19 protein-coding genes and 1 other RNA gene are annotated in these 19,084 nt (G+C 45.9%); 11 read left to right on the top strand and 9 right to left on the bottom strand.

All coding sequences use genetic code 11. The features are described 5' to 3' along the window. Window positions 1–116 precede the first annotated feature (116 nt). From BLV33_RS08985 to BLV33_RS08970, 4 genes are all read right to left on the bottom strand, one after another. Complete coding sequence (locus tag BLV33_RS08985; RefSeq protein WP_090790260.1) at window positions 117–932, bottom strand: YitT family protein; 816 nt, start codon at window positions 930–932, stop codon at window positions 117–119. A 148-nt stretch (window positions 933–1,080) separates the two neighbouring features. Further along, window positions 1,081–2,149 (bottom strand): IS630 family transposase gene (locus BLV33_RS08980; RefSeq protein ID WP_253187010.1). Its coding sequence is split into 2 segments (ribosomal slippage): window positions 1,081–1,638 and window positions 1,640–2,149, totalling 1,068 coding nucleotides; the frame shifts between segments, so codons are not numbered across the junction. A gap of 108 nt (window positions 2,150–2,257) precedes the next feature. Further along, entirely contained in the window at window positions 2,258–2,968 is a 711-nt protein-coding gene (locus tag BLV33_RS08975; RefSeq protein ID WP_090790258.1) for a DUF4247 domain-containing protein, read from the bottom strand. Between the two features lie 42 nt (window positions 2,969–3,010). After that, entirely contained in the window at window positions 3,011–3,544 is a 534-nt protein-coding gene (locus BLV33_RS08970) for a DUF4178 domain-containing protein (protein WP_090790255.1), read from the bottom strand. Window positions 3,545–3,826: 282 nt separating this feature from the next. Here BLV33_RS08970 and BLV33_RS08965 point away from each other — a divergent pair, with 282 nt between their 5' ends. The 5 genes from BLV33_RS08965 (at window position 3,827) to glpX (ending at window position 8,430) form a co-directional block, all read left to right on the top strand. Beyond that, complete coding sequence (locus BLV33_RS08965) at window positions 3,827–5,443, top strand: degradosome RNA helicase CshA (protein WP_090790253.1); 1,617 nt, start codon at window positions 3,827–3,829, stop codon at window positions 5,441–5,443. 184 nt (window positions 5,444–5,627) lie between these two features. Continuing rightward, window positions 5,628–6,404 carry a YesL family protein gene (locus tag BLV33_RS08960; protein WP_090790251.1) on the top strand — a complete coding sequence of 259 codons (777 nt, stop codon included), beginning with the start codon at window positions 5,628–5,630 and terminating at the stop codon, window positions 6,402–6,404. A gap of 57 nt (window positions 6,405–6,461) precedes the next feature. Continuing rightward, window positions 6,462–6,643, top strand: a non-coding RNA gene (gene ssrS / locus BLV33_RS08955) — 6S RNA. A gap of 91 nt (window positions 6,644–6,734) precedes the next feature. Beyond that, window positions 6,735–7,391: a fructose-6-phosphate aldolase gene (gene fsa, locus BLV33_RS08950; protein WP_090798787.1), complete on the top strand. Its 657-nt coding sequence runs from the start codon at window positions 6,735–6,737 to the stop codon at window positions 7,389–7,391. Window positions 7,392–7,449: 58 nt separating this feature from the next. After that, complete coding sequence (glpX, locus tag BLV33_RS08945) at window positions 7,450–8,430, top strand: class II fructose-bisphosphatase (protein ID WP_090790249.1); 981 nt, start codon at window positions 7,450–7,452, stop codon at window positions 8,428–8,430. A gap of 104 nt (window positions 8,431–8,534) precedes the next feature. On the opposite strand, the gene xylB is transcribed toward glpX, so the two are convergent. Further along, window positions 8,535–10,064, bottom strand: coding sequence for a xylulokinase (gene xylB / locus BLV33_RS08940; RefSeq protein WP_090790247.1), 1,530 nt, complete (start codon window positions 10,062–10,064; stop codon window positions 8,535–8,537). A gap of 274 nt (window positions 10,065–10,338) precedes the next feature. On the opposite strand from xylB, the gene BLV33_RS08935 reads away from it, so the two are divergent. Together BLV33_RS08935 and BLV33_RS08930 are read left to right on the top strand one after the other, a co-directional pair. Next, window positions 10,339–11,685 (top strand): Nramp family divalent metal transporter, encoded by a 1,347-nt coding sequence (locus BLV33_RS08935; protein ID WP_090790245.1) that lies wholly within the window; start codon window positions 10,339–10,341, stop codon window positions 11,683–11,685. Window positions 11,686–11,822: 137 nt separating this feature from the next. Continuing rightward, window positions 11,823–12,212 carry a DUF1499 domain-containing protein gene (locus tag BLV33_RS08930; RefSeq protein ID WP_090790243.1) on the top strand — a complete coding sequence of 130 codons (390 nt, stop codon included), beginning with the start codon at window positions 11,823–11,825 and terminating at the stop codon, window positions 12,210–12,212. A 49-nt stretch (window positions 12,213–12,261) separates the two neighbouring features. On the opposite strand, the gene tpx is transcribed toward BLV33_RS08930, so the two are convergent. Then, complete coding sequence (gene tpx / locus BLV33_RS08925) at window positions 12,262–12,783, bottom strand: thiol peroxidase (protein WP_090790241.1); 522 nt, start codon at window positions 12,781–12,783, stop codon at window positions 12,262–12,264. A 145-nt stretch (window positions 12,784–12,928) separates the two neighbouring features. On the opposite strand from tpx, the gene BLV33_RS08920 reads away from it, so the two are divergent. Next, a complete protein-coding gene (locus tag BLV33_RS08920) occupies window positions 12,929–13,819 on the top strand; it encodes a glutamate biosynthesis transcriptional regulator GltC (protein ID WP_090790239.1) in 891 nt (296 codons plus the stop codon). A 60-nt stretch (window positions 13,820–13,879) separates the two neighbouring features. Here the strand turns inward: BLV33_RS08920 and BLV33_RS08915 are convergent, their stop codons facing one another. Both BLV33_RS08915 and BLV33_RS08910 read right to left on the bottom strand, forming a co-directional pair. Beyond that, window positions 13,880–14,569, bottom strand: a complete 690-nt coding sequence (locus BLV33_RS08915; protein ID WP_090790237.1) for a zinc metallopeptidase — start codon at window positions 14,567–14,569, stop codon at window positions 13,880–13,882. Window positions 14,570–14,596: 27 nt separating this feature from the next. Then, complete coding sequence (locus BLV33_RS08910; protein WP_253187009.1) at window positions 14,597–15,037, bottom strand: MerR family transcriptional regulator; 441 nt, start codon at window positions 15,035–15,037, stop codon at window positions 14,597–14,599. 314 nt (window positions 15,038–15,351) lie between these two features. On the opposite strand from BLV33_RS08910, the gene BLV33_RS08905 reads away from it, so the two are divergent. Genes BLV33_RS08905 through BLV33_RS08895 form a run of 3 tightly spaced genes read left to right on the top strand, consistent with a single transcriptional unit; the run spans window position 15,352 to window position 18,620 of the window. Further along, window positions 15,352–16,734 (top strand): ammonium transporter, encoded by a 1,383-nt coding sequence (locus BLV33_RS08905; RefSeq protein ID WP_090790233.1) that lies wholly within the window; start codon window positions 15,352–15,354, stop codon window positions 16,732–16,734. 39 nt (window positions 16,735–16,773) lie between these two features. Beyond that, window positions 16,774–17,850 carry a DUF294 nucleotidyltransferase-like domain-containing protein gene (locus tag BLV33_RS08900; protein ID WP_090790231.1) on the top strand — a complete coding sequence of 359 codons (1,077 nt, stop codon included), beginning with the start codon at window positions 16,774–16,776 and terminating at the stop codon, window positions 17,848–17,850. Between the two features lie 35 nt (window positions 17,851–17,885). Next, window positions 17,886–18,620, top strand: coding sequence for an exonuclease domain-containing protein (locus BLV33_RS08895; protein WP_090790229.1), 735 nt, complete (start codon window positions 17,886–17,888; stop codon window positions 18,618–18,620). On the opposite strand, the gene BLV33_RS08890 is transcribed toward BLV33_RS08895, so the two are convergent. Then, window positions 18,614–19,033, bottom strand: coding sequence for a M67 family metallopeptidase (locus tag BLV33_RS08890; protein ID WP_090790227.1), 420 nt, complete (start codon window positions 19,031–19,033; stop codon window positions 18,614–18,616). The genes BLV33_RS08895 and BLV33_RS08890 overlap by 7 nt on opposite strands. Between the last annotated feature and the right edge of the window lie 51 nt (window positions 19,034–19,084).

Raw genomic sequence — 19,084 nt, 5'->3', positions numbered from 1 at the left:
ATCAGAAGATTAGAAAAAGACCTACGCCTGAACATTAAACGATGCAACCCAGAACTATGAAATTACAATACCTATTATAGCACATAATTATGATTTTAGAAGTGGATATCCATCCTCTATTTCAACTTGCGAAATTCACCAAGCACCCCAACGGTTTCCACAATATTAACGAAGGCTTTAGGGTCAATATCCTTGATGATTTTTTTCAAATCCGCCAGTTCATAGCGAGTTGTAACGGTCATAAGCATATCCTGCTCGGTGCTGGTAAAAGCTCCTTCCGTCTTGATTAAAGTAACGCCGCGCGGCATGGTCAAGAGCCGCTCCAGCAGCTGCTTTTTTTGCTTGGTCACAATGAACGCTGTTACCTTAACGTGCCGAATATGTATGCCGTCCATTACCCTTCCGCTTATGTAGATGGCTAGCATGGAGTATAATGCTAGATCCCAATCCGCTTTAAAAAAGCCCAAGGCCAGAATTACGAGTGCATTTAGAAGAGAAAGTACAGTGCCGAGCGGGAAATCCCACCTGCGTGTAAGAATAGAGCCGATAATATCAAAACCTCCTGTAGAACCTCCCATTCTAAGCGTGATCCCGCTGCCGACTCCTACTAAAACTCCACCGAATACCGCCCCTAAAATGGGCGCTTGATTAATGGAAGGGAGCACCTGCATCAGCCATACAGTCAAGATGACAGAAACTACACTATACACTATGAATTTACGGCCGATGACAATCAATCCCCAAATCATGATAGGCAGGTTGAAAACGAAATATAGAAATCCGATATTCCAGTTCGTAAAATAACCAATAAGCATGGCGATTCCCGAAATGCCGCCGCTGAGCAACTGATGGGGGATCAAGAACATATTAAAGCCTACCGCAGCAAGCAAGGCCCCGATTGCTACGGTAATCCAGTCAAGCACATTCTTCAAAAGTCTCACCTCAAAACGTAGTATGCAGCATATTGTCAGTATAATTCATCCTGCAAAAACTGCAATGATGAATTGACCGGTGTTCATTTAATTTTACAGGAAGCAAAAAAGCCAAGGGCATAGCTCCTTGGCTTTTATATAAGTTGAACTATTGGTTTTCCGGTAGCTCCCCTGATTCCATCCTAATGCATAGACGATCGATGATGTTTAAGGGATCTTTCATGATTTGTTCCATGAAGGAATGTACGTTTCCTCGTATTTCGACGACGGTGTGATAGAAGACATTATTAATCACATCCGACTTTAACCATTTCCATAATCCCTCGACGATATTAAGTTCTGGGCTGTACGGAGGAAGAAAAACAAGTTTAAGCCGACCTTGCTGCTCCTTAAAAAATGGTTCAAGCAATTTTGCGTGGTGAGCTCGAGCATTGTCCAATACCATTGTTATTTTGCCTTTGGGGTAAGCATCAACGACTCGATGCAGAAACACCAGAAACTTTTCAGCTGTATATTCCTCATCTTCCTGCCATACGATTTGGCCTGTGCCGTAATCAACTGTAGAAAACAGCTTTACGCCTCGATGTTTGCCTGTGGTTTTTATGATTCGCTGTTTGCCTTTAGCAAACCAGGTGCGTTGAAGAGCTTGATAATCACGGATCATGGCTTCATCTTCAAACAATAAATGATCAATTTCGCCATTCTCGTAATTTTTTTAACCTTGGGAAGGTTGTTTCGACAAACTCTTTTTGCTTCTCTTCGTCAGCTGCCGCTAAGGTATAGGTTGGTTTGGTATAGCTCATATCAAGACGGTGCATCAACTTGGACACACCCCGGATGGAGTAACTTTCGCCAAACTCACGTTTGATATACTCGCCGATCAGTTGAAGCGTCCAGTTGAATTTTGCCGTAAATCCAACCTCATGAGGAAGTGATTCTATGATTGTCTTCTTAAGCTTCACTTGCTGCTCTTTAGTAATTCGCTCACGGCGACCAGGGGAGAAATTCATCTGTAATCCATCTAAACCGGATTCGTGATATTGCTGTAAATACGTTCTTACCGTACGCTCCGACCTCCCGATGATTGTGGCAATTTGCTGCTTGTCATGCCCCAGTAAATGTAAGCGAACTGTCTGGTATCGCTCGAACATTCGACGGTTCTTTTCTTGTTTTAACCGTTTCTCAACTTCCTGTAACTTAACTGCTTCCATCGTCATCACCCGTCCATTAAGTGGTCTTCACTTATTCGACGGTTGATGGGTAGAAATCCTTTCAATTAGAAAAGGAAAGTGTCTAGTTCAACTTATATAGATGAATAAACGAAACTATTTGCGCCGGCTGAATGATCCTGACCGGCTGCTTGTTGCGGGCTTACTGCTGGATGGTTTCGTTACACGATTTATAGTCGATCCGTCATTTTTTCTGGATGTAGAGTCGCTGCCGGAGCTGTTTGAACCTATGTTGCTGTTCGAGGTGGCGGATTTTTTTCCGGTTGAGAAGGTACCGGTTCGATCTGATGTACTGGGTGTATCTTTCTTCACCGTTGGTGCAACTGTTTGCGTGGAATCGCTGCTCCTATAAGTCGGGGTCTGAGTATAGCCTCTATAATCGTTCCCGCGATGGTTTCCGAACCAGCCTCCACCCATCACCGACTGTAAGAGGGATGCTGCCAAGAATCCTTGAAGGAAGGATGAATCATAATGCTCCTTTGCGTATTGAACACTGTCAACTTCAACGAGAGTATTGTTGCTGTCCTTGGGATCCTTCTGAATATTGATCACTTTATCTGAGTAGAGCAGGAACATTTGATCCAAGGATTCTTTACTTTTTTCCTTTGGGGGCTCTTTCTGGGCCAACTCATTGGCAACAACCGGAACCGTTTTGCCTTGGGCTGAGTAGACCTTCGAAAGGTTGCTTCCATTTCCGTCTGCGCTTACCAGGGGATAAGTTTGTTTAACATAGTTGCCGGCATCACCGCACGCAGTCAGAAGGGCAAACACGACAACGAGCGCCACCCATGATGTCCATTTTTTCACTATCGATGCCCTCCTTTCATGCTGTATGAGCCTATTCGAAAATTATCGTGTCGATTTTAAAAATTTAATCTGATTGCCAGGTGTTCGTGTGCCCTCCATGGCTACAAATTTGCCATCCTGCCATTGAAGGAAGAAGAATCGTTGATCCGGACCAAAATAACGCCAAAATAACACATCATCGCCTGCGCGGAAATCCGTATTGCCCTCGGCCTTGGTCACATCGCTGCGATGGTGCTCAAGTTCAAAGGTAACTTCACCATCCATTTCCAGACGAGACGGCACGTCATTGGGATCGTCAAGTGCGCCTTCCACAAAGCTGCAGATGAAGCAGTCGTAGGTGCGTCCTTTTTCCACTATTAGGCATTGAATATTTTTGCCGCTTTGCAAATAATAAGCATATCTGTGCGGGGCAAAACCGCGGTCAAAGTATATAACTTTCCCTGAAATCACATATTCTTCAAGATCGACCGTTACAATGTCCCCTACAACAGAATCTTCAAGCGGATTGCTTGGCGCTGACTGAGGCACTTCCTTGTTACTCCGCAGAATTGAACCTACACGTTTAAAGATAGACATGGTAAACGCTCCTCTAATCCGATATTAGTTTACTTACTTGTTATACGTTAAGGCAATGCGTTAGGTTTCGCAATTAGAATGAGCGATTGACTGGAATTGTATAGGGTAGTTGTGCTATAATATTCAAGATATTCTTAAGAACGGCCGTTTGGATCAATGTGATTTTTGTGAATCGAAAGACTATTCCACAAGGAATACTATGGAAACGGATAGCATGTCGTACTTAAGGGTAAAAAAGACACAAGGCATTAGCCTGCCCTGTACAAAAGGAGATTGGACAGATTGAAAACATTTCAAGAGTTTGGATTAGAACCGAAAATTTTGCGTGCCATTACGGAGATGGGATTTGAGGAATCCACACCGATTCAGGAAAAAACCATACCGCTAGCGATGGAAGGCCGCGATTTAATTGGTCAAGCACAGACAGGAACCGGTAAGACAGCAGCATTCGGAGTCCCGCTGATTCACAAGATTGCCATTCAGGAAGAACGTATCGTAGCCTTAATTATGTGCCCAACGAGAGAGCTTGCCATTCAGGTTGCAGAAGAGATCGGGAAGCTGGGACGCTTCAAAGGCATCCGCTCTTTACCGATTTATGGCGGCCAGGATATCGTCAAACAAATCCGTGCGCTGAAGAAAAAGCCGCAAATTATTATTGGTACACCTGGACGATTGCTTGATCATATCAACCGTAAAACAATCAAACTGGATGATGTGCAAACCGTCGTATTGGATGAAGCGGACGAAATGCTGGACATGGGCTTCATGGATGATATCCAGTCCATTTTGAAGCTGGTTCCTGCAGAGCGTCACACCATGCTTTTCTCGGCAACGATGCCATCAAACATTCAAAAGCTTGCTCAACAGTTCTTGCGTAACCCTGAGCATATCTCGGTTATCCCAAAGCAAGTTAGCGCTCCGCTGATCGATCAAGCTTACATTGAGCTGAATGAAAGACAGAAATTTGAAGCGCTTAGCCGTTTGATTGATATGGAATCTCCTGATTTGGCCATTATTTTCGGCCGCACAAAGCGCCGGGTGGATGAGCTTGCTGAAGCCCTGCAAAAAAGAGGCTACGCGGCTGAAGGCTTGCACGGGGATTTATCACAAAATCAGCGTGATAATGTCATGAGAAAATTCCGTGACGGCAGCATCGATGTGTTGGTAGCAACAGATGTTGCAGCTAGGGGACTCGATGTATCCGGCGTTACACACGTTATCAATTTCGATTTACCTCAGGATCCTGAAAGCTACGTCCACCGTATTGGCCGTACCGGACGCGCTGGTAAAGAAGGAACAGCCTGGACATTCGTGACTCCAAGAGAGATCGACCATTTGCATTTGATTGAAAAGGTAACACGCCATAAAATCAACAAAAAACCTTTGCCGAGTATTGCAGAAGCCATTGAAGGCAAGCAAAAAATGACAGCTGAACGCATTCTTGACGCCATGCAATCCGATGCATACGGAGAATTTAAAGGCGTTGCCATTCAATTGCTTGAGCAGTATGATTCCGTAAACCTTATTGCCGCAGCACTCAAGCTCCTCACAGGTGAGAAGAAGGAAATTGAAATTGAGCTTACACCTGAAGAGCCAATGCGCGCAAGAAAGAAAAAATTCGACGTGCGCAGCTCCGGCAGACGCGTTGGCGGATATGGTTCCGGCGGCAGCTCCGGTGGAGATCGCAGAAACGACCGTCCAGGCGGGGGTTACGGCTCGAGCTCAGGCTCGAACTCCCGTTATCCACGTAAAGACGGAAGTAACTATGGCCCTAGAGACGGAAGCAGCGGCAGCAGTTATCGCGGCAACAGCAGCAGTGAGGGACGCAGTTCCTCACCCAGAGAGCGCGACTACGGAAGCGGCAGCCGTGACCGTTCGAAAACCACGAACAATTCATAATTGATGCAAAGACCATCCACCAGGTATAATTTTACTTGAGGGATGGTCTTTTTAGTACTGTTCATACGGACTGGATGCCCATATTGCATCCTTTCAACGGATTTGCTCCAAAGCAAGCATGCTACCTATCATTAACAAAATAAGCTATAATAATGGATAGTTTACATTTGGGGAGGATACAGCTTTGGAGTTTAAGGGTGTAATGGGCGGTTTTTACCGAATTTCGGAGTGGATCATGCGGTTATCTGTGATCAACTTGCTTTGGATCATTTGTTCAATACCTGTGTTTCTGTTGGGATTGCTCAGTTTAACGAGTCCTGTGGAAGGGGCCTTGTTATCAAGCTTGCCGTTCCTGGCCGTTTTGGCACCATTCACCTTGTTCCCGGCGACCGCAGCCATGTTTACAGTAGCCAGAAAATGGGTGACTGGCGATGGGGATGTGCCACTCCTGAAGACATTCTTTCGAGGATATAAGGAAAATTATGTGCAGAGCATGATTGGCGGATTGCTTTTTGTGATTATTTTTGTAATTATTTATGTCAACTATCACTTTTATATGGGACAAACCGGCACCCTGCGCCTGCTTTCCGTCCTTTTCATTGCCTTCACTTTTATTATCACGGCTTCCATGTTCAATTTTTTCTCGATCATGGTCCATCTGCATATGAAGATTTTTCAAATTATCAAAAATTCGATTTTGATTACGATCGGCAATCCGATTAATTCCGTAGTGCTGATCATATGCAATGGTGTCATTTTGTACGTCAGTTTGTTCAAATTCACATTCCTGATTCCATTCTTTATGGGAAGCTTGATGGCTGCATTTTCCTTTTGGCAATTTCACCGCAGCTTTCAAAGGCTCCAAACCAAGCAAGAGCAGCTTGAAGAAAAGAATCGTCTTCGTGAAGAGGAAGCGGAAGCAGCTAAGCTGCCGGATACCGATGAACAGCCAAAAGATTAGCGCAGAACCTTCCAGTTGAAAAAGCAATTCCAGAGGCATATAATAAAGGAACACAATTAAATCCTGCGATGTACGTTACGATTTTAAGTTGTTTTGAACCAATGACTGTTTCTAGGGAGACCTACATTGAACTGCCGCTGACATGCCCCCAAAAAGGGACTTCAAAAGCAGTTTTGCGGACACCCACCTGCGAGAGCGGGTTTGAAACGCGAAAATCGGACGGCATTTGCGGGTTTTTTTTGTGCTTTTTGGATTTTCAAAAATTTGTGCTTTGCCCTCAGATTTGATAAGGTAATAGTGAAAAAATAAAGGAAAGCGATGGTGGGAACAGTGAAGCTATTTATTGATACGGCCAATGTAAGCGAGATTCAGCAAGCCTTCGATTTGGGAGTCATCTCAGGAATCACGACCAATCCATCTTTGATAACAAAAGAGGGAAGAGATTTTTTTGAAACGCTGAAAGAAGTCATTTCAATTGTGGGCAACATTCCCATTAGTGCGGAGGTAGTTGCATTAGAGGCACCAGAGATGGTGGAGCAAGGAAAGAAGCTTGCTTCGCTCGGACAAGGTATCGTCGTTAAGGTTCCAATGACGGCAGAAGGGCTTAAAGCAACCAAAATCTTCTCGTCCATGGGGATCAAAACGAATGTGACTTTGATCTTCTCATCGACGCAAGCTCTGCTTGCAGCTCGTGCCGGAGCAACATACGTATCGCCTTTCATCGGCAGATTGGACGATATTAACCAGGTCGGCATGAATCTGATTCAGGAAATCAGCCAAATTTTCCAGGTGCATGGCATTGAATCACAAATTATTTCAGCAAGTGTACGCCATTCTGCGCATGTTATTGAAGCCGCGCTGCTCGGAGCGCATATTGCAACTGTGCCCTTCAAAGTCATTGAAAACATGATGAAGCATCCGCTTACCGATGCAGGTATTCAAAAATTCACGGATGATTGGAATAAAGGCAACCAGAAGACATTCTAGAAATCGACTGATGAGGAAAATTGGTTGAAATTGAATAAGAATGCGCGGGGGGCTGACCATGGAGAGGGAACTGGCCTTAGAGGTAATCAGAGTAACCGAGCTTGCTGCGCTTGCCGCATCGAAATGGGTGGGACGAGGCAAAAAGAACGAAGCCGATGATGCCGCAACAGGCGCAATGCGTGTGATGTTTGACTCTGTATCGATCAAAGGCACGGTGGTCATCGGCGAAGGCGAAATGGACGAGGCGCCTATGCTGTATATTGGGGAGCAAGTAGGTAATCTGCAAGGTCCTGAAGTCGATGTTGCCGTAGATCCGCTGGAAGGAACTAATATCGTGGCCCAGGGATTGGACAATGCCATTTCTGTGCTGGCTATCGCGAACAAAGGTAATTTGCTCCATGCTCCGGATATGTATATGGAGAAACTGGCCGTAGGTCCGTCCCTCGTCGGTAAAGTCAGCATCACGGATCCGATTGAGGTTACGCTTGGCATTGCCGCCAAGGCGTTGGACAAAAACCTCAGCGAGCTGACGGTCATGCTGCTGGAACGCGATAGGCACGATGCGCTGGTTAAATCTCTTCGCAAAGTAGGCGTGCGGATTAAATTCCTCAGTGACGGTGATGTGGCCGGAGCCATCGCACCGGCAATGCCCGAAAGCGGCATTGATTTGTTCGTTGGCTCTGGAGGTGCGCCGGAAGGTGTACTTGCCGCCGCGGCTCTAAAATGCCTCGATGGCGAGCTGCAGGGAAGGTTGATGCCAACCAACGCTCAGGAATACCAGCGCTGTATAGATATGGGCCTGAAAGATCCCTATAAAGTCCTGACCATGGAAGACATGGTAGGCAATGAAGATGTGATCTTCGCAGCCACAGGCGTGACGTCAGGAAGCTTCCTGAAAGGGGTGCGCTACCTGTCAGGTGAGCGTGCAGAGACTTACTCCCTCGTCATGCGTGCCAAAACAAAAACGGTCAGGTACATACAATCGATTCACTATCTGCCAAATAAACCGTTTTTGAATGATAAAAAGGAACAGTGTTAGGTATTTAAGGGGCTTTCCCAATAAACCATGTAAATGGTTCAGGGAAAGCCTATTTTGTCGTTTAGATTGCTGAAGAAGCCAAGCACTATTCTGCTTAACATGAATTATTGTAGCGCTAAATCATGCAATTGATGAAATGTGCTCTGCAAGGTGCCATACAAGCCTCGGTAGATCTGATAATAGGCTTCATACTCAGCATGAAGCTTCGGATTGGGTTCTACTCGATCGACGACCTGGATCCACTCGTCGCACAGCTCGGTTATATCCCGCTGGAGGACTCCCGAGGCAGCCATAACGGCAGCGCCGTACGCGGGTCCATCGGTGGAGTTGACCGTGACCACCGGGACCCCAAAAATGTCGGCGATCATCCGCCGCCAGAATGGGCTCTTGGCTCCGCCGCCGTTGACACGGAGCTCCTGAATAACAATACCGGACTCCTTCATCAGCTCTAGCGAATCGCGGAGTCCGAAGGTAATACCCTCCAGCACGGCGCGCGTCAGATGCGCCTTGCTGTGCCGCAAGTTCAGCCCGATGAAGGCGCCTCGAGCTTTCGGATCGGGGTGCGGGGTCCGCTCCCCGGTCAAATAGGGCAAAAACAAAAGCCCCTCGCTCCCCAAGGGAGCGGTCTCGGCCAGAGACGTCAACAGCTCGTAGACGTCCTTGCCTTCCTGCTGCGCACGCTCCTGCTCCTCATGCGCAAAATGACTGCGCCACCACTGCAGCGAGCCGCCGGCGGCCAGCATTACACCCATACGGTGCCACTTGCCCGGCACCCCGTGACAGAAGGAATGAAGCCGGTACGCTTCATCCACTTGATAGGCGTCGTCGTGGACGAAGACGACGCCGGACGTGCCAAGCGCCACGGACGCGATGCCCTGGCGCACGACGCCGACGCCGACGGCGCCGCAAGCTTGGTCGCCGCCGCCGGCGACCACCGGCGTGCCGGCGGCGAGGCCCGTAAGGCGCGCTGCCTCCGGCAGCAGCTGGCCGGCCACATCGCCGGACTCAAACAGCGGAGGCAGCCATTCCAGCGGAATGGATAGCCGCTCCGCGACCGTTTGAGACCAGCGGCGCTCGGCAACGTCCAGCAGCAGTGTGCCGCTGGCGTCGGCCATGTCCATGCCGAAGGCGCCCGTCAGGCGCAGCCGGACATAGTCCTTCGGCAGCAGCAGGTGCCGCACGCGCGCGTAATGCTCCGGCTCGTGCTGCCGGAGCCACAAAATCTTGGGCGCCGTGAAGCCGGTCAGCGCCCGATTGCCAGTGAGCCGGCCAAGCTCATCGCGGCCGACCAAGGATTCAATCTCCTCGCACTGCTCAGCTGTGCGCTGATCGCACCACAAGAGAGCAGGACGAATAACCTGCTGCTCAGCATCTAGAAAGACCGATCCGTGCATTTGGCCGGATAGGCCGATGCCGCTTACCTCGCTGCCCGCAACGCCGGATTGTTCCAATAGCCCGCGAATGGCTTTAACGGTGCCAAGCCACCAATCCTCAGGATTCTGCTCAGCCCAGCCCGGATAGGGCTGCAGCAAGGGGTATTCCACGCTGTAGCCGCCTTTTACCTGCCCCCGCATGTCTACTAAAATGCATTTTACTGCAGAGGTACCTAAATCCACACCCAAAAAATATCCCATCGTGTCACCTCAAGTAAAATTGAAATTTTTCATGAATGAATCTTTGTTTAATCATTATACAAAGCTCTTAAATACTATTCGCAAACGAATGTGAAATTCCTGCTTATCTTCAATTTATATCGTTATTTCTTGATTCTATTTTGTTTCCTTAAGGAAAAATAATGTCCCTTAGTAACAACTGTTTACCTATAGCATAATATTGGATTATGTAGTATACTGAATTAAATGTTTCCTGTAGACAACATTATTGGTCAAGAGAAAGAAGGGATTCAGTATGGAGCTTGCCATTCCTGAAGAGGAGAATAAACGCAAGGGTTGGAAAAGACAATCGCCTTTACCCAGCTTGCCGGAAGTTCATCATTCCTTATCTGTACCCAATAAAGGCAATTTTTTTCGTAAGCTAATGGCTTTCATCGGTCCGGGTTATTTAGTTGCAGTCGGTTACATGGATCCGGGCAATTGGGCCACTGATTTAGCCGGAGGCTCCAAGTTTGGATATTCCTTGCTGTCTGTCATTCTGATCTCGAATTTAATGGCGATCCTGCTGCAATCCTTATCAGGGCGGCTTGGCATTGCCACCGGAAAGGATTTGGCTCAAGCCTGCCGTGACCACTATAGCAAGCCGGTTTCCTTTGGTTTATGGATACTGTGTGAACTGGCTATTGCAGCGTGTGATTTGGCGGAGGTCATCGGGGCTGCCATTGCGCTTAATCTGCTCTTTGGCATTCCCATGTTGAACGGGGTCATACTTACTGCACTTGATGTATTAATTGTACTAATGCTTCAACGCAAAGGATTCCGTTATATTGAAGCCCTTGTTATTAGTTTAATTGTTCTTATAACCACCTGTTTTGTGATGGAGTTAATATTCTCCCAACCAGCCATGGCTCAAGTGGCTGCCGGCTTCATACCAACGACTCAGATCATTACCAATCCAGCTATGCTATATATCGCGCTAGGTATTTTGGGAGCTACGGTTATGCCCCATAATTTATATCTGCACTCATCTATTGTCCAGACTAGAAAAGTTGAGAATAATGTTGAAAGTAAACGCTCTGCTATCCGTTTTGCTACGATTGATTCGACCGTCGCTTTGATGCTTGCCTTGTTCGTGAATGCGGCGATCCTGATCCTTTCTGCTGCTGCTTTCCATACGATAGGTCGAGAAGTTGGGGAGATTCAGGATGCGTATCATCTGTTGGGTCCGATATTAGGAGTTGGATCGGCGGGTATCATATTTGGAGTGGCCTTGCTTGCTTCTGGACTTAATTCAACGCTGACCGGTACGCTGGCTGGTCAAATTGTCATGGAAGGCTTTCTTAACATTCGTTTAAGCCCATGGCTTCGCCGTTTGATTACAAGGCTTATCGCGATTATACCAGCTGTTATTGTCACAGCGCTTTATGGAGAGAAAGGTGCTTCTGATTTACTTGTTCTAAGTCAGGTCATATTATCTTTACAGCTTTCCTTTGCCGTTATTCCGCTTGTGAAATTCACTTCGGATCGTACCAAAATGGGAGAGCTGGTCGCTCCAAAATGGGTTGTCATGTTAAGTTGGTTCGTTGCAGCTATTATCGCTGTACTGAATGCTTATCTGCTGTATACTACTTTCTTCGGTTAAATGTTAGGAGGCAAAATGAAAGAGCATCCGTGCGCTTTCATTTTGCCTCTTTTTCTTGGGTGCAAACAATGGTAATATAAAGTTTAGTGTAGAAATGGCAAGCAGTCGATACACTTCATTGAAGGGGGATAAGGCTTTTGCTAAAAAGAACGTTTGTAGGTTTGCTTCGCAGTTTCGAGCAAACAGGGGAGAAAGCTAGAGATCCGCTGCTAAAAACGAAATATTACAAATTATCGAAGGACCAGCTTTGGGATGAGGTTACAGCGGTGTTGAAAAAGACACCGGGCTACAAGCTATTGCACGAGGTGAAAAATGTCGGAGAAATAGTGGCCGAACGCAGGACCATGATGGGAAGAACCCAGGACATTACAATAACCTTGTTTGCCATTAATCCAATGAAATCAGCTGTTGATATTTATTCTGCATCGCGAGGTTCCTTGGGAGATCTGGGCTCCAATTATCGAACCATACTGGATCTCTATAAACAATTGGATAGAAAACTCGCGCCTTATAAAATAAACGAATGAAAAAAACCAGCCGGGAGCCTGTTCCCCGCTGGTTTTTCTTGTAAGCAGCTTATTTAACGAGAGTTTTTACAGCTTCAACAGCAGCTTCAAAATTTGGAGGGTTCGTCATTTCACCCAGATACTCAACATATTGAACGGTATCATTGGTATCAACGACAAAAATAGAACGCATATCAAGCTGCAGCTCTTTAATCAAGGTGCCGTATGCTTGGCCGAACGATTTGCTCTTATAATCGGAAAGAGTAATGACTCTATCTACACCTGCAGCTCCACACCAACGTGCTTGAGCGAATGGAAGGTCCACACTGACTGTTAAAACAACCACATTATCGCCCAGCTTGGAAGCTTCCTCGTTAAAACGGCGAGTTTGAGCATCACATGTTCCTGTATCCAGAGATGGAACCACACTGATCAATTTTACTTTCCCCGCATAATCGGAGAGGGAAACCTGGGTCATTAAATCTTTGTTTACTGTAAAGTCAGGCGCTTTGTCCCCAACCTTTACTTCCGGTCCTATTAAAGTGATTGGGTTCCCTTTAAATGTAGCAACGCCAGTACGTTCTTGAGCCATGTTACTTAACTCCTCCTTTATTTACTATGTATCTCAGTAGTTTCTAACATTTATTATTATAAGCTTTTCGGAGCTTTATTGTCCAATCTGCTGCTGCGGGCTATAATAGTTGCAGAGAAACCTTAAGCAAGCTCGGAGGCGCTCCATGGAATTAAGACAACTGCAGTATTTTGTAAAAGTAGCGCGTAAACAGCATGTCACCCATGCTGCGGAAGAGCTTCATGTAGCCCAATCTGCCGTCAGCAGACAAATCCGCCTTTTGGAGGAAGAATTAGGCGTGCATTTATTTGTGCAAAAAGGGCGTAATCTGCATTTAACCTCTGCCGGCAAGCTGTTTTTGGATCGAGTTGAGGAGGTTCTTACGGGTCTGGAGCGGGCAGTCAATGAGATTCATGAATTCCTCGATCCGGAAGCGGGTGAGATTCGTATTGGTTTTCCCCACAGTCTTGTGCTGAATATTTTGCCTACAGTGGTCGCGGCATTCAGGAAAGATCATCCGAACGTTAAATTCAGGCTTAGACAAGGGACTTATAACAGCCTGATTCGCGATATAACCAAAGGAGAGATTGACCTCGCTTTTATTTCTCCATTCCCCGAATCCCACGATTATGTTACTGGAGAGCAGCTATTGACCGAAGAGTTATTTGCCATTTTGCCGCCAGACCATATCCTCGCCGATTACAATACCATACGCTTGGATCAATTAAAGGATGAAGCCTTTGTCATGTTTAGCGAGGAATATACACTGCGTGCTATCGTCATGAAGGCATGTCTAAAAGCCGGCTTCGTTCCGAGAATCGAATTTGAAGGTGAAGAGACGGATACCATTCGCGGATTGGTCGCAGCGGGGATGGGGGTAAGCTTGCTTCCGGAGATGGCTTTATCCGATATCAGTATGATGAATCCTGCCAAGGTCCGGGTGATTGAACCGCAAGTTACCCGAACAGTTGGATTAATTCGCCGGAATGACGAACAGCTGCCGCTTGTTGCTGAAGTATTTCGGCGGTTTTTATTGGAATATTTCCTTCTGAAATAATAAAAGCTTCCTGCCCGCGGTTTAGCGAGAGGGAAGCTTTTAATTTATATCGTGCTGTCATTAATCGTTATTGCGGCTATTGAAAATCATGATGTATTTCAAAAGCTCAAGAACGGATATAAGCGCTGCTGCGACATAAGTTAATGCAGCTGCATTCAATACTTTGGCGACCCCTTTTTCTTCATCATTGGTGATGAACCCTTCCGCTACCATCAAATCACGAGCTCTGGAACTGGCATTGAACTCTACGGGCAGTGTCACGAGTTGGAAAGCGACCGCAGCCGAGAAAAAGATGATGCCTAGACCCAAAAGATAAGGGATTTGCTGGAACAGAAAGCCCGCCAGAATTAGAAACGGAGCCACACCGGAAGCGAAGTTCACAACAGGAAACATTTTGTGCCGCAGTACCAGCATCGGATAATGCTCGCTATGCTGGATGGCATGCCCGATTTCGTGACAGGCAACGGAAACGGCCGATATTGAGCTTTGATAATAAACCGGTTCCGATAAACGAACTACACGAGCGATTGGATCGTAATGGTCGGATAGTGTTCCTGGAACAGCCTCGATTGCTATATCATATAAACCATTAGCATCCAGCATTCTTCTTGCTGCTTGATACCCCGTCATCCCTGACAGAACAGGAACCTCGGACCACTTATTGAATGTGCCTCTGACCCGAAAAGATGCCCAGAGCGAAAGTCCAAAAGCTAAAATAATGAGATAGTCCATCGGATGAAAAAAGAACATGATCTTCCCCTCCAAATTCAATTTAATCTAAGTAAAAGGTCCTTTCCCTACGAGAAACAGCAAAGCTTCAATACATGCCGCGGTCGGCTGGGTCAATAGTTTGGTGAGCTTCTTTAACTGATTCGGCTTTAATTTCTCAATGATCGGTTCGAGCTCTTTAGCCTCTTTGACCAGCTGTTCCAGATGAAGCTGCAGGGATGAGAGCTTATGTGTCACAATATCATCCTTCGAAACACGGCCCCATTGCTCAAGACTAACCTTGATTTCTTCTAAGGTATATTTCTCTTTCTTCATACTTTCAATACGTTTAAGCCTGATCAAGGTTTCATCGCTGTAAAGCCGATAATTAGTATCTGAACGCTTTTCGGGCTCCAGAAGTCCCAGCTTGGTGTAATAATCTATGGTTCGCGGGCTGACATCGGCAAGTCGTGCTAATTCACCAATTTTATAGAGTTCTGAACGCTCCATGAAAATCACCTCTGCTCCCAAGTTTGGTACGAATTCACGATAAGCTTCTATTATTAATGATACCTGAAAGCAAACCATACAGTCAAACGTAATGCTTTTTAAAAGTGTTTTACACTCAATAATAAGTCGATTATAGCATGGAAAATATTACATATGCCTTAAAACACGAATTATGCATGATGAATGTGAGGTTATTTTTCGTTTTTTTCTATTTTTTCATGAAAAATCCTATTGTCAAACCCAATGTTCCTGTATATAATGACATTAAGAATTTCATTTCATGTTACTAAATCTAACATTAAGGGCGTGGGGTTATGATCAAGAAGTTTGTAGTTGCTTTTCTATGTATGGCAATGTTGTTTCCTACAATGACATTTGCTGCTGATGTAACACCGGCTCAATTGCAAGTGGCAATAGACGGAGTATGGGTTTTGCTGGCTGCCGTACTGGTTATCTTCATGCAAGCCGGGTTCGCGCTGCTTGAAGCTGGATCTACTAGAATGAAGAATGCAGGCCACGTTGCTGGTAAAACCATTCTGACCTTTGGTATCTGCGCTATCGCTTTTTGGGCAATAGGTTTTGGATTTGCTTTTGGAGACGGCAACGGATTTTTCGGGACTACCGGATTTTTCGTGAGTGGTCTTGAAGATCAAGCTACAGCCGCTTTCAGCTCATTGAAAGCCTCGGATGTACCGATTGGCATTAAATTTTTGTTCCAGCTTGCTTTTGCCGGTGTATCCTTGGCGATTGCATGGGGCGGATTTGCAGAAAGAGCAAAGCTTCCCGTCTATTTTATCTTTGGCATCCTCTTCACGATTGTGATCTATCCGATTGTTGCACATTGGGTTTGGGGCGGCGGTTGGCTTAGCACTCTGGGTATGCAGGATTTTGCGGGGTCTACTGTTGTTCACTTGCAAGGCGCGACAGCGGCACTTGTCGCCACACTCTTGCTCAAGCCTCGTATTGGAAAATTCAACAAAGATAAAACACCTAATCTGATTCCGGGTCACAACCAAGTGCTTTCCGTACTTGGCGTAATTATCCTTTGGGTCGGTTGGTTCGGATTTAACCCGGGCAGTACGCTTGGGGCTGTCAATGACGGTTACTTTGGTTACATTGCTTTAACGACGAATATGGCTGCTGCGGCAGGTGGAGTTGCAGCTTTAATCATATCGTGGATGTATTTTGGAAAAGCGGATATTCCAAGCATGTTAAATGGTGTGCTTGCCGCTTTAGTCGCAATTACCGCAGCGTGTGCTTTTGTTGATACCTGGGCTGCAATCGTCATCGGCGCAATTGCCGGAATCGTTACCTTCTTTACCGCACAATGGTTTGAAAAAGCAGGGCTTGATGATCCCATCTATGCTTTCTCCGTGCATGGTATTGCCGGAATTTGGGGAACTCTTTCCACAGGGCTGTTTGCGACTCCCGACCTTTCAGCAAGAGCAGCTGTAGGTGGAGCTGGTTTGTTCTATGGCGGCGGTTTTCACCAATTAGGCGTTCAAGCGCTTGGTGTATTTGGAGCATTTGCCTTCGTTCTTGTACTTTCCTTCATTATATTAGGAATTATCAAGGTGACAATTGGCCTTCGCGTTACAGAGGAAGAAGAAATTATCGGATTGGATTTATCCGAGCACGGTTCTTACGGGTATCCGGAGCAAATGAAAAAAGCAGGACAAAACGGAGCCTCTGTCTAATTAGTATTCATTACACGTAATGTGCGAAGGGGATGCAACATGAATCATCTCAGTATGGAACAGATCTTGGCCAGCATTAATCAAACTGAAAAGTTTGACGAAATGCGCACCATTCGAGATCAGGTTCACGGGATGATCCAGGAGCATCTCCTTTTCTCCCATTCTCTTGAATTGCATGTCCAGATTAACCAGCTTCACGATGCTTTGATCAAAAGGACGATTCATCTAGCCGAAAATCTGCTTGATGCCCGTGGCTTTGGTTTTCCTCCAGTCCCCTACGCATTTATTTTATTCGGCAGCGGAGGCCGGAGTGAGCAAACCTTATGGAGCGATCAAGACAACGGTTTTATTTATGAAGACTCGGAAGCTTATACTGCTGAGGAGCTTGAGTCCTACTTTTCAGAACTGATTGTATGTATTCTTGGAGGGCTTGAAGTTTTGGGATATCCACCCTGTCAGGGGAATGTTACAGCCAGCAATCCCCAATGGAAAAAAAGTTATTCGGCCTATTCCCGTATGATGTTCAATTGGTTTGAAGCACCTGAGTGGGAGAATGTCCGGTATTTGTTGATATTAGCCGATATGCGCTGTATATATGGGGATGCCAGTCTCGTAGCCGGTTTAAAAGATGAACTTAATGCTTATGTCAAAAATCATCCGTTAATCCTCCATGCACTGCTGTCGAATACACTTCATCATAAGGTTTCTTTAGGAATCTTTGGTCAACTGATTACTGAACGATATGGTGAAGATGCTGGCGGGGTGGATATTAAATATGGTGCTTACATTCCGATAGTGAACGGCATTCGACTTTTGGCAATAGCCGCTTTTGTTGAAGCTTCTTCAACATTAGAGAGGCTTACTTCCTTGATTGCAGCAAAAATCGTTCCAGAACATAGTGGAGAAGAGTGGCGGAAGGCTTTTATCATCGCCCTGAAGCATCGAGATTTGACGCCTTATCAATTGGAACATGGCCTTTACTCCACACGAGGCAAGCTGACGGCAGATCAATTGAACAGGGAAAGCAGACAAGAATTGAAATTTTGCTTGCGTGCAGGCATAGATATCCAAAAATTTGTGAGCAAGGCCGTAGAGAATCAAATAGAGAGAGGTTAGAAGATCGGGTCAGGAATGAAGAGGAGGTGGAGAGTGTGAAAGACATGCGTCCGGCAGGCCGAATGTGGCATCTCTACAAAATGGGAGGAATCACTCCAGCGATTACTTCAATGTTTAATGCGCAAACTGCTCAGCAAATGGCTTTTATTCGTTCCATGCTGAAAGAGCAGCGCAAAAATTCCTTATATGAAATCCCGCTGCATAACATGGAGCTGGTAGTGTTTGATTTGGAGACTACCGGGTTTTCTCCGTACAACGGAGATGAAATTATTTCTTTCGGAGCAGTATCTGTGGTTGGCGGTGAAGTATTGCATGATCAGACTTATTACAGCGTCGTGAATCCAAAACGTAAAATACCTGACGAAATCGAGCAGTTGACAGGGATTACGAATGATATGGTCGCGGATGCTCCGGATTTAATGCAAGTGCTGCAAGAGTTTCTGGAATTTGTACAGCAAAAGGTGTTGGTTGCACACGGAACCGCGCATGATAAAAATTTTCTCAATGCTGCTTTATGGAAAACTTCCAAGGTCAGCCTATCCCATCGGGTGCTTGATACTATGATGATTGCTAAATGGCTGATGCCAAGACATAAAACTTATAGCCTGGACTCATTGCTTGATGCGTTTGATATTGATATTACGCTTCGCCACCATGCGCTGGAAGATTCCTTGATGACAGCCAAGCTGTGGTCGCGATTTATGGAAGAGATTAAATCGAGACGTGTTGATACTCTCGGTGATTTATATACATTATTAAGCCATCATTGATCGATGACAAACGAAAGTTTGTTAAATCGGGTCTGATCGGCTTTTTTTATGTTGAAAATTTGCAACACAGGAGCGGATGGGTGCTGAAAAGAAAAGATCCAATAGGTAGGAAGGGTGTGCCACTCCGTAAATCCATCTTCCTGAGAAAGATCAGCTTCAGTTGAAGGGTGCGAATGAAATATTCCAATCATCTGAGGTTCCTTTTTATATAAAATCGGCACTATTTCCGCGGGGTTCATTGCAAAATGCTCAAACGGGTTTAAAGCATTATTCGTCATCGGAATAAACTGGGTGGCGTTAAATCCACCTTCAACAGAGCAGCCTTGAATGAAGCCGCATGCTTCTTCAGGCAGCTTACTCCGGCAATATCGGATCAGTTCTTCATATAACCCGCTGCTCATCCTAATGATCATTCCATCACCTTCCTCTTAACATGGATAAAGTGATGTCATTATACAAGATTT

It is taken from the genome of Paenibacillus sp. GP183 (assembly GCF_900104695.1).
Lineage (GTDB): Bacteria > Bacillota > Bacilli > Paenibacillales > NBRC-103111 > Paenibacillus_AI.
The sequence above is the reverse complement of the archived record's forward strand: the minus strand, read 5'-3'. Positions and strand labels throughout refer to the sequence as shown.

Bases quoted from the DNA above. Each gene is read 5' to 3' on its own strand.
- BLV33_RS08970 (WP_090790255.1), bottom strand. From the start codon at position 3,544: ATGTCTATCTTTAAACGTGTAGGTTCAATTCTGCGGAGTAACAAGGAA.
- glpX (WP_090790249.1), top strand. From the start codon at position 7,450: ATGGAGAGGGAACTGGCCTTAGAGGTAATCAGAGTAACCGAGCTTGCT.
- xylB (WP_090790247.1), bottom strand. From the start codon at position 10,064: ATGGGATATTTTTTGGGTGTGGATTTAGGTACCTCTGCAGTAAAATGC.
- BLV33_RS08935 (WP_090790245.1), top strand. From the start codon at position 10,339: ATGGAGCTTGCCATTCCTGAAGAGGAGAATAAACGCAAGGGTTGGAAA.
- tpx (WP_090790241.1), bottom strand. From the start codon at position 12,783: ATGGCTCAAGAACGTACTGGCGTTGCTACATTTAAAGGGAACCCAATC.
- BLV33_RS08920 (WP_090790239.1), top strand. From the start codon at position 12,929: ATGGAATTAAGACAACTGCAGTATTTTGTAAAAGTAGCGCGTAAACAG.
- BLV33_RS08915 (WP_090790237.1), bottom strand. From the start codon at position 14,569: ATGTTCTTTTTTCATCCGATGGACTATCTCATTATTTTAGCTTTTGGA.
- BLV33_RS08910 (WP_253187009.1), bottom strand. From the start codon at position 15,037: ATGGAGCGTTCAGAACTCTATAAAATTGGTGAATTAGCACGACTTGCC.
- BLV33_RS08905 (WP_090790233.1), top strand. From the start codon at position 15,352: ATGATCAAGAAGTTTGTAGTTGCTTTTCTATGTATGGCAATGTTGTTT.
- BLV33_RS08900 (WP_090790231.1), top strand. From the start codon at position 16,774: ATGAATCATCTCAGTATGGAACAGATCTTGGCCAGCATTAATCAAACT.
- BLV33_RS08890 (WP_090790227.1), bottom strand. From the start codon at position 19,033: ATGATCATTAGGATGAGCAGCGGGTTATATGAAGAACTGATCCGATAT.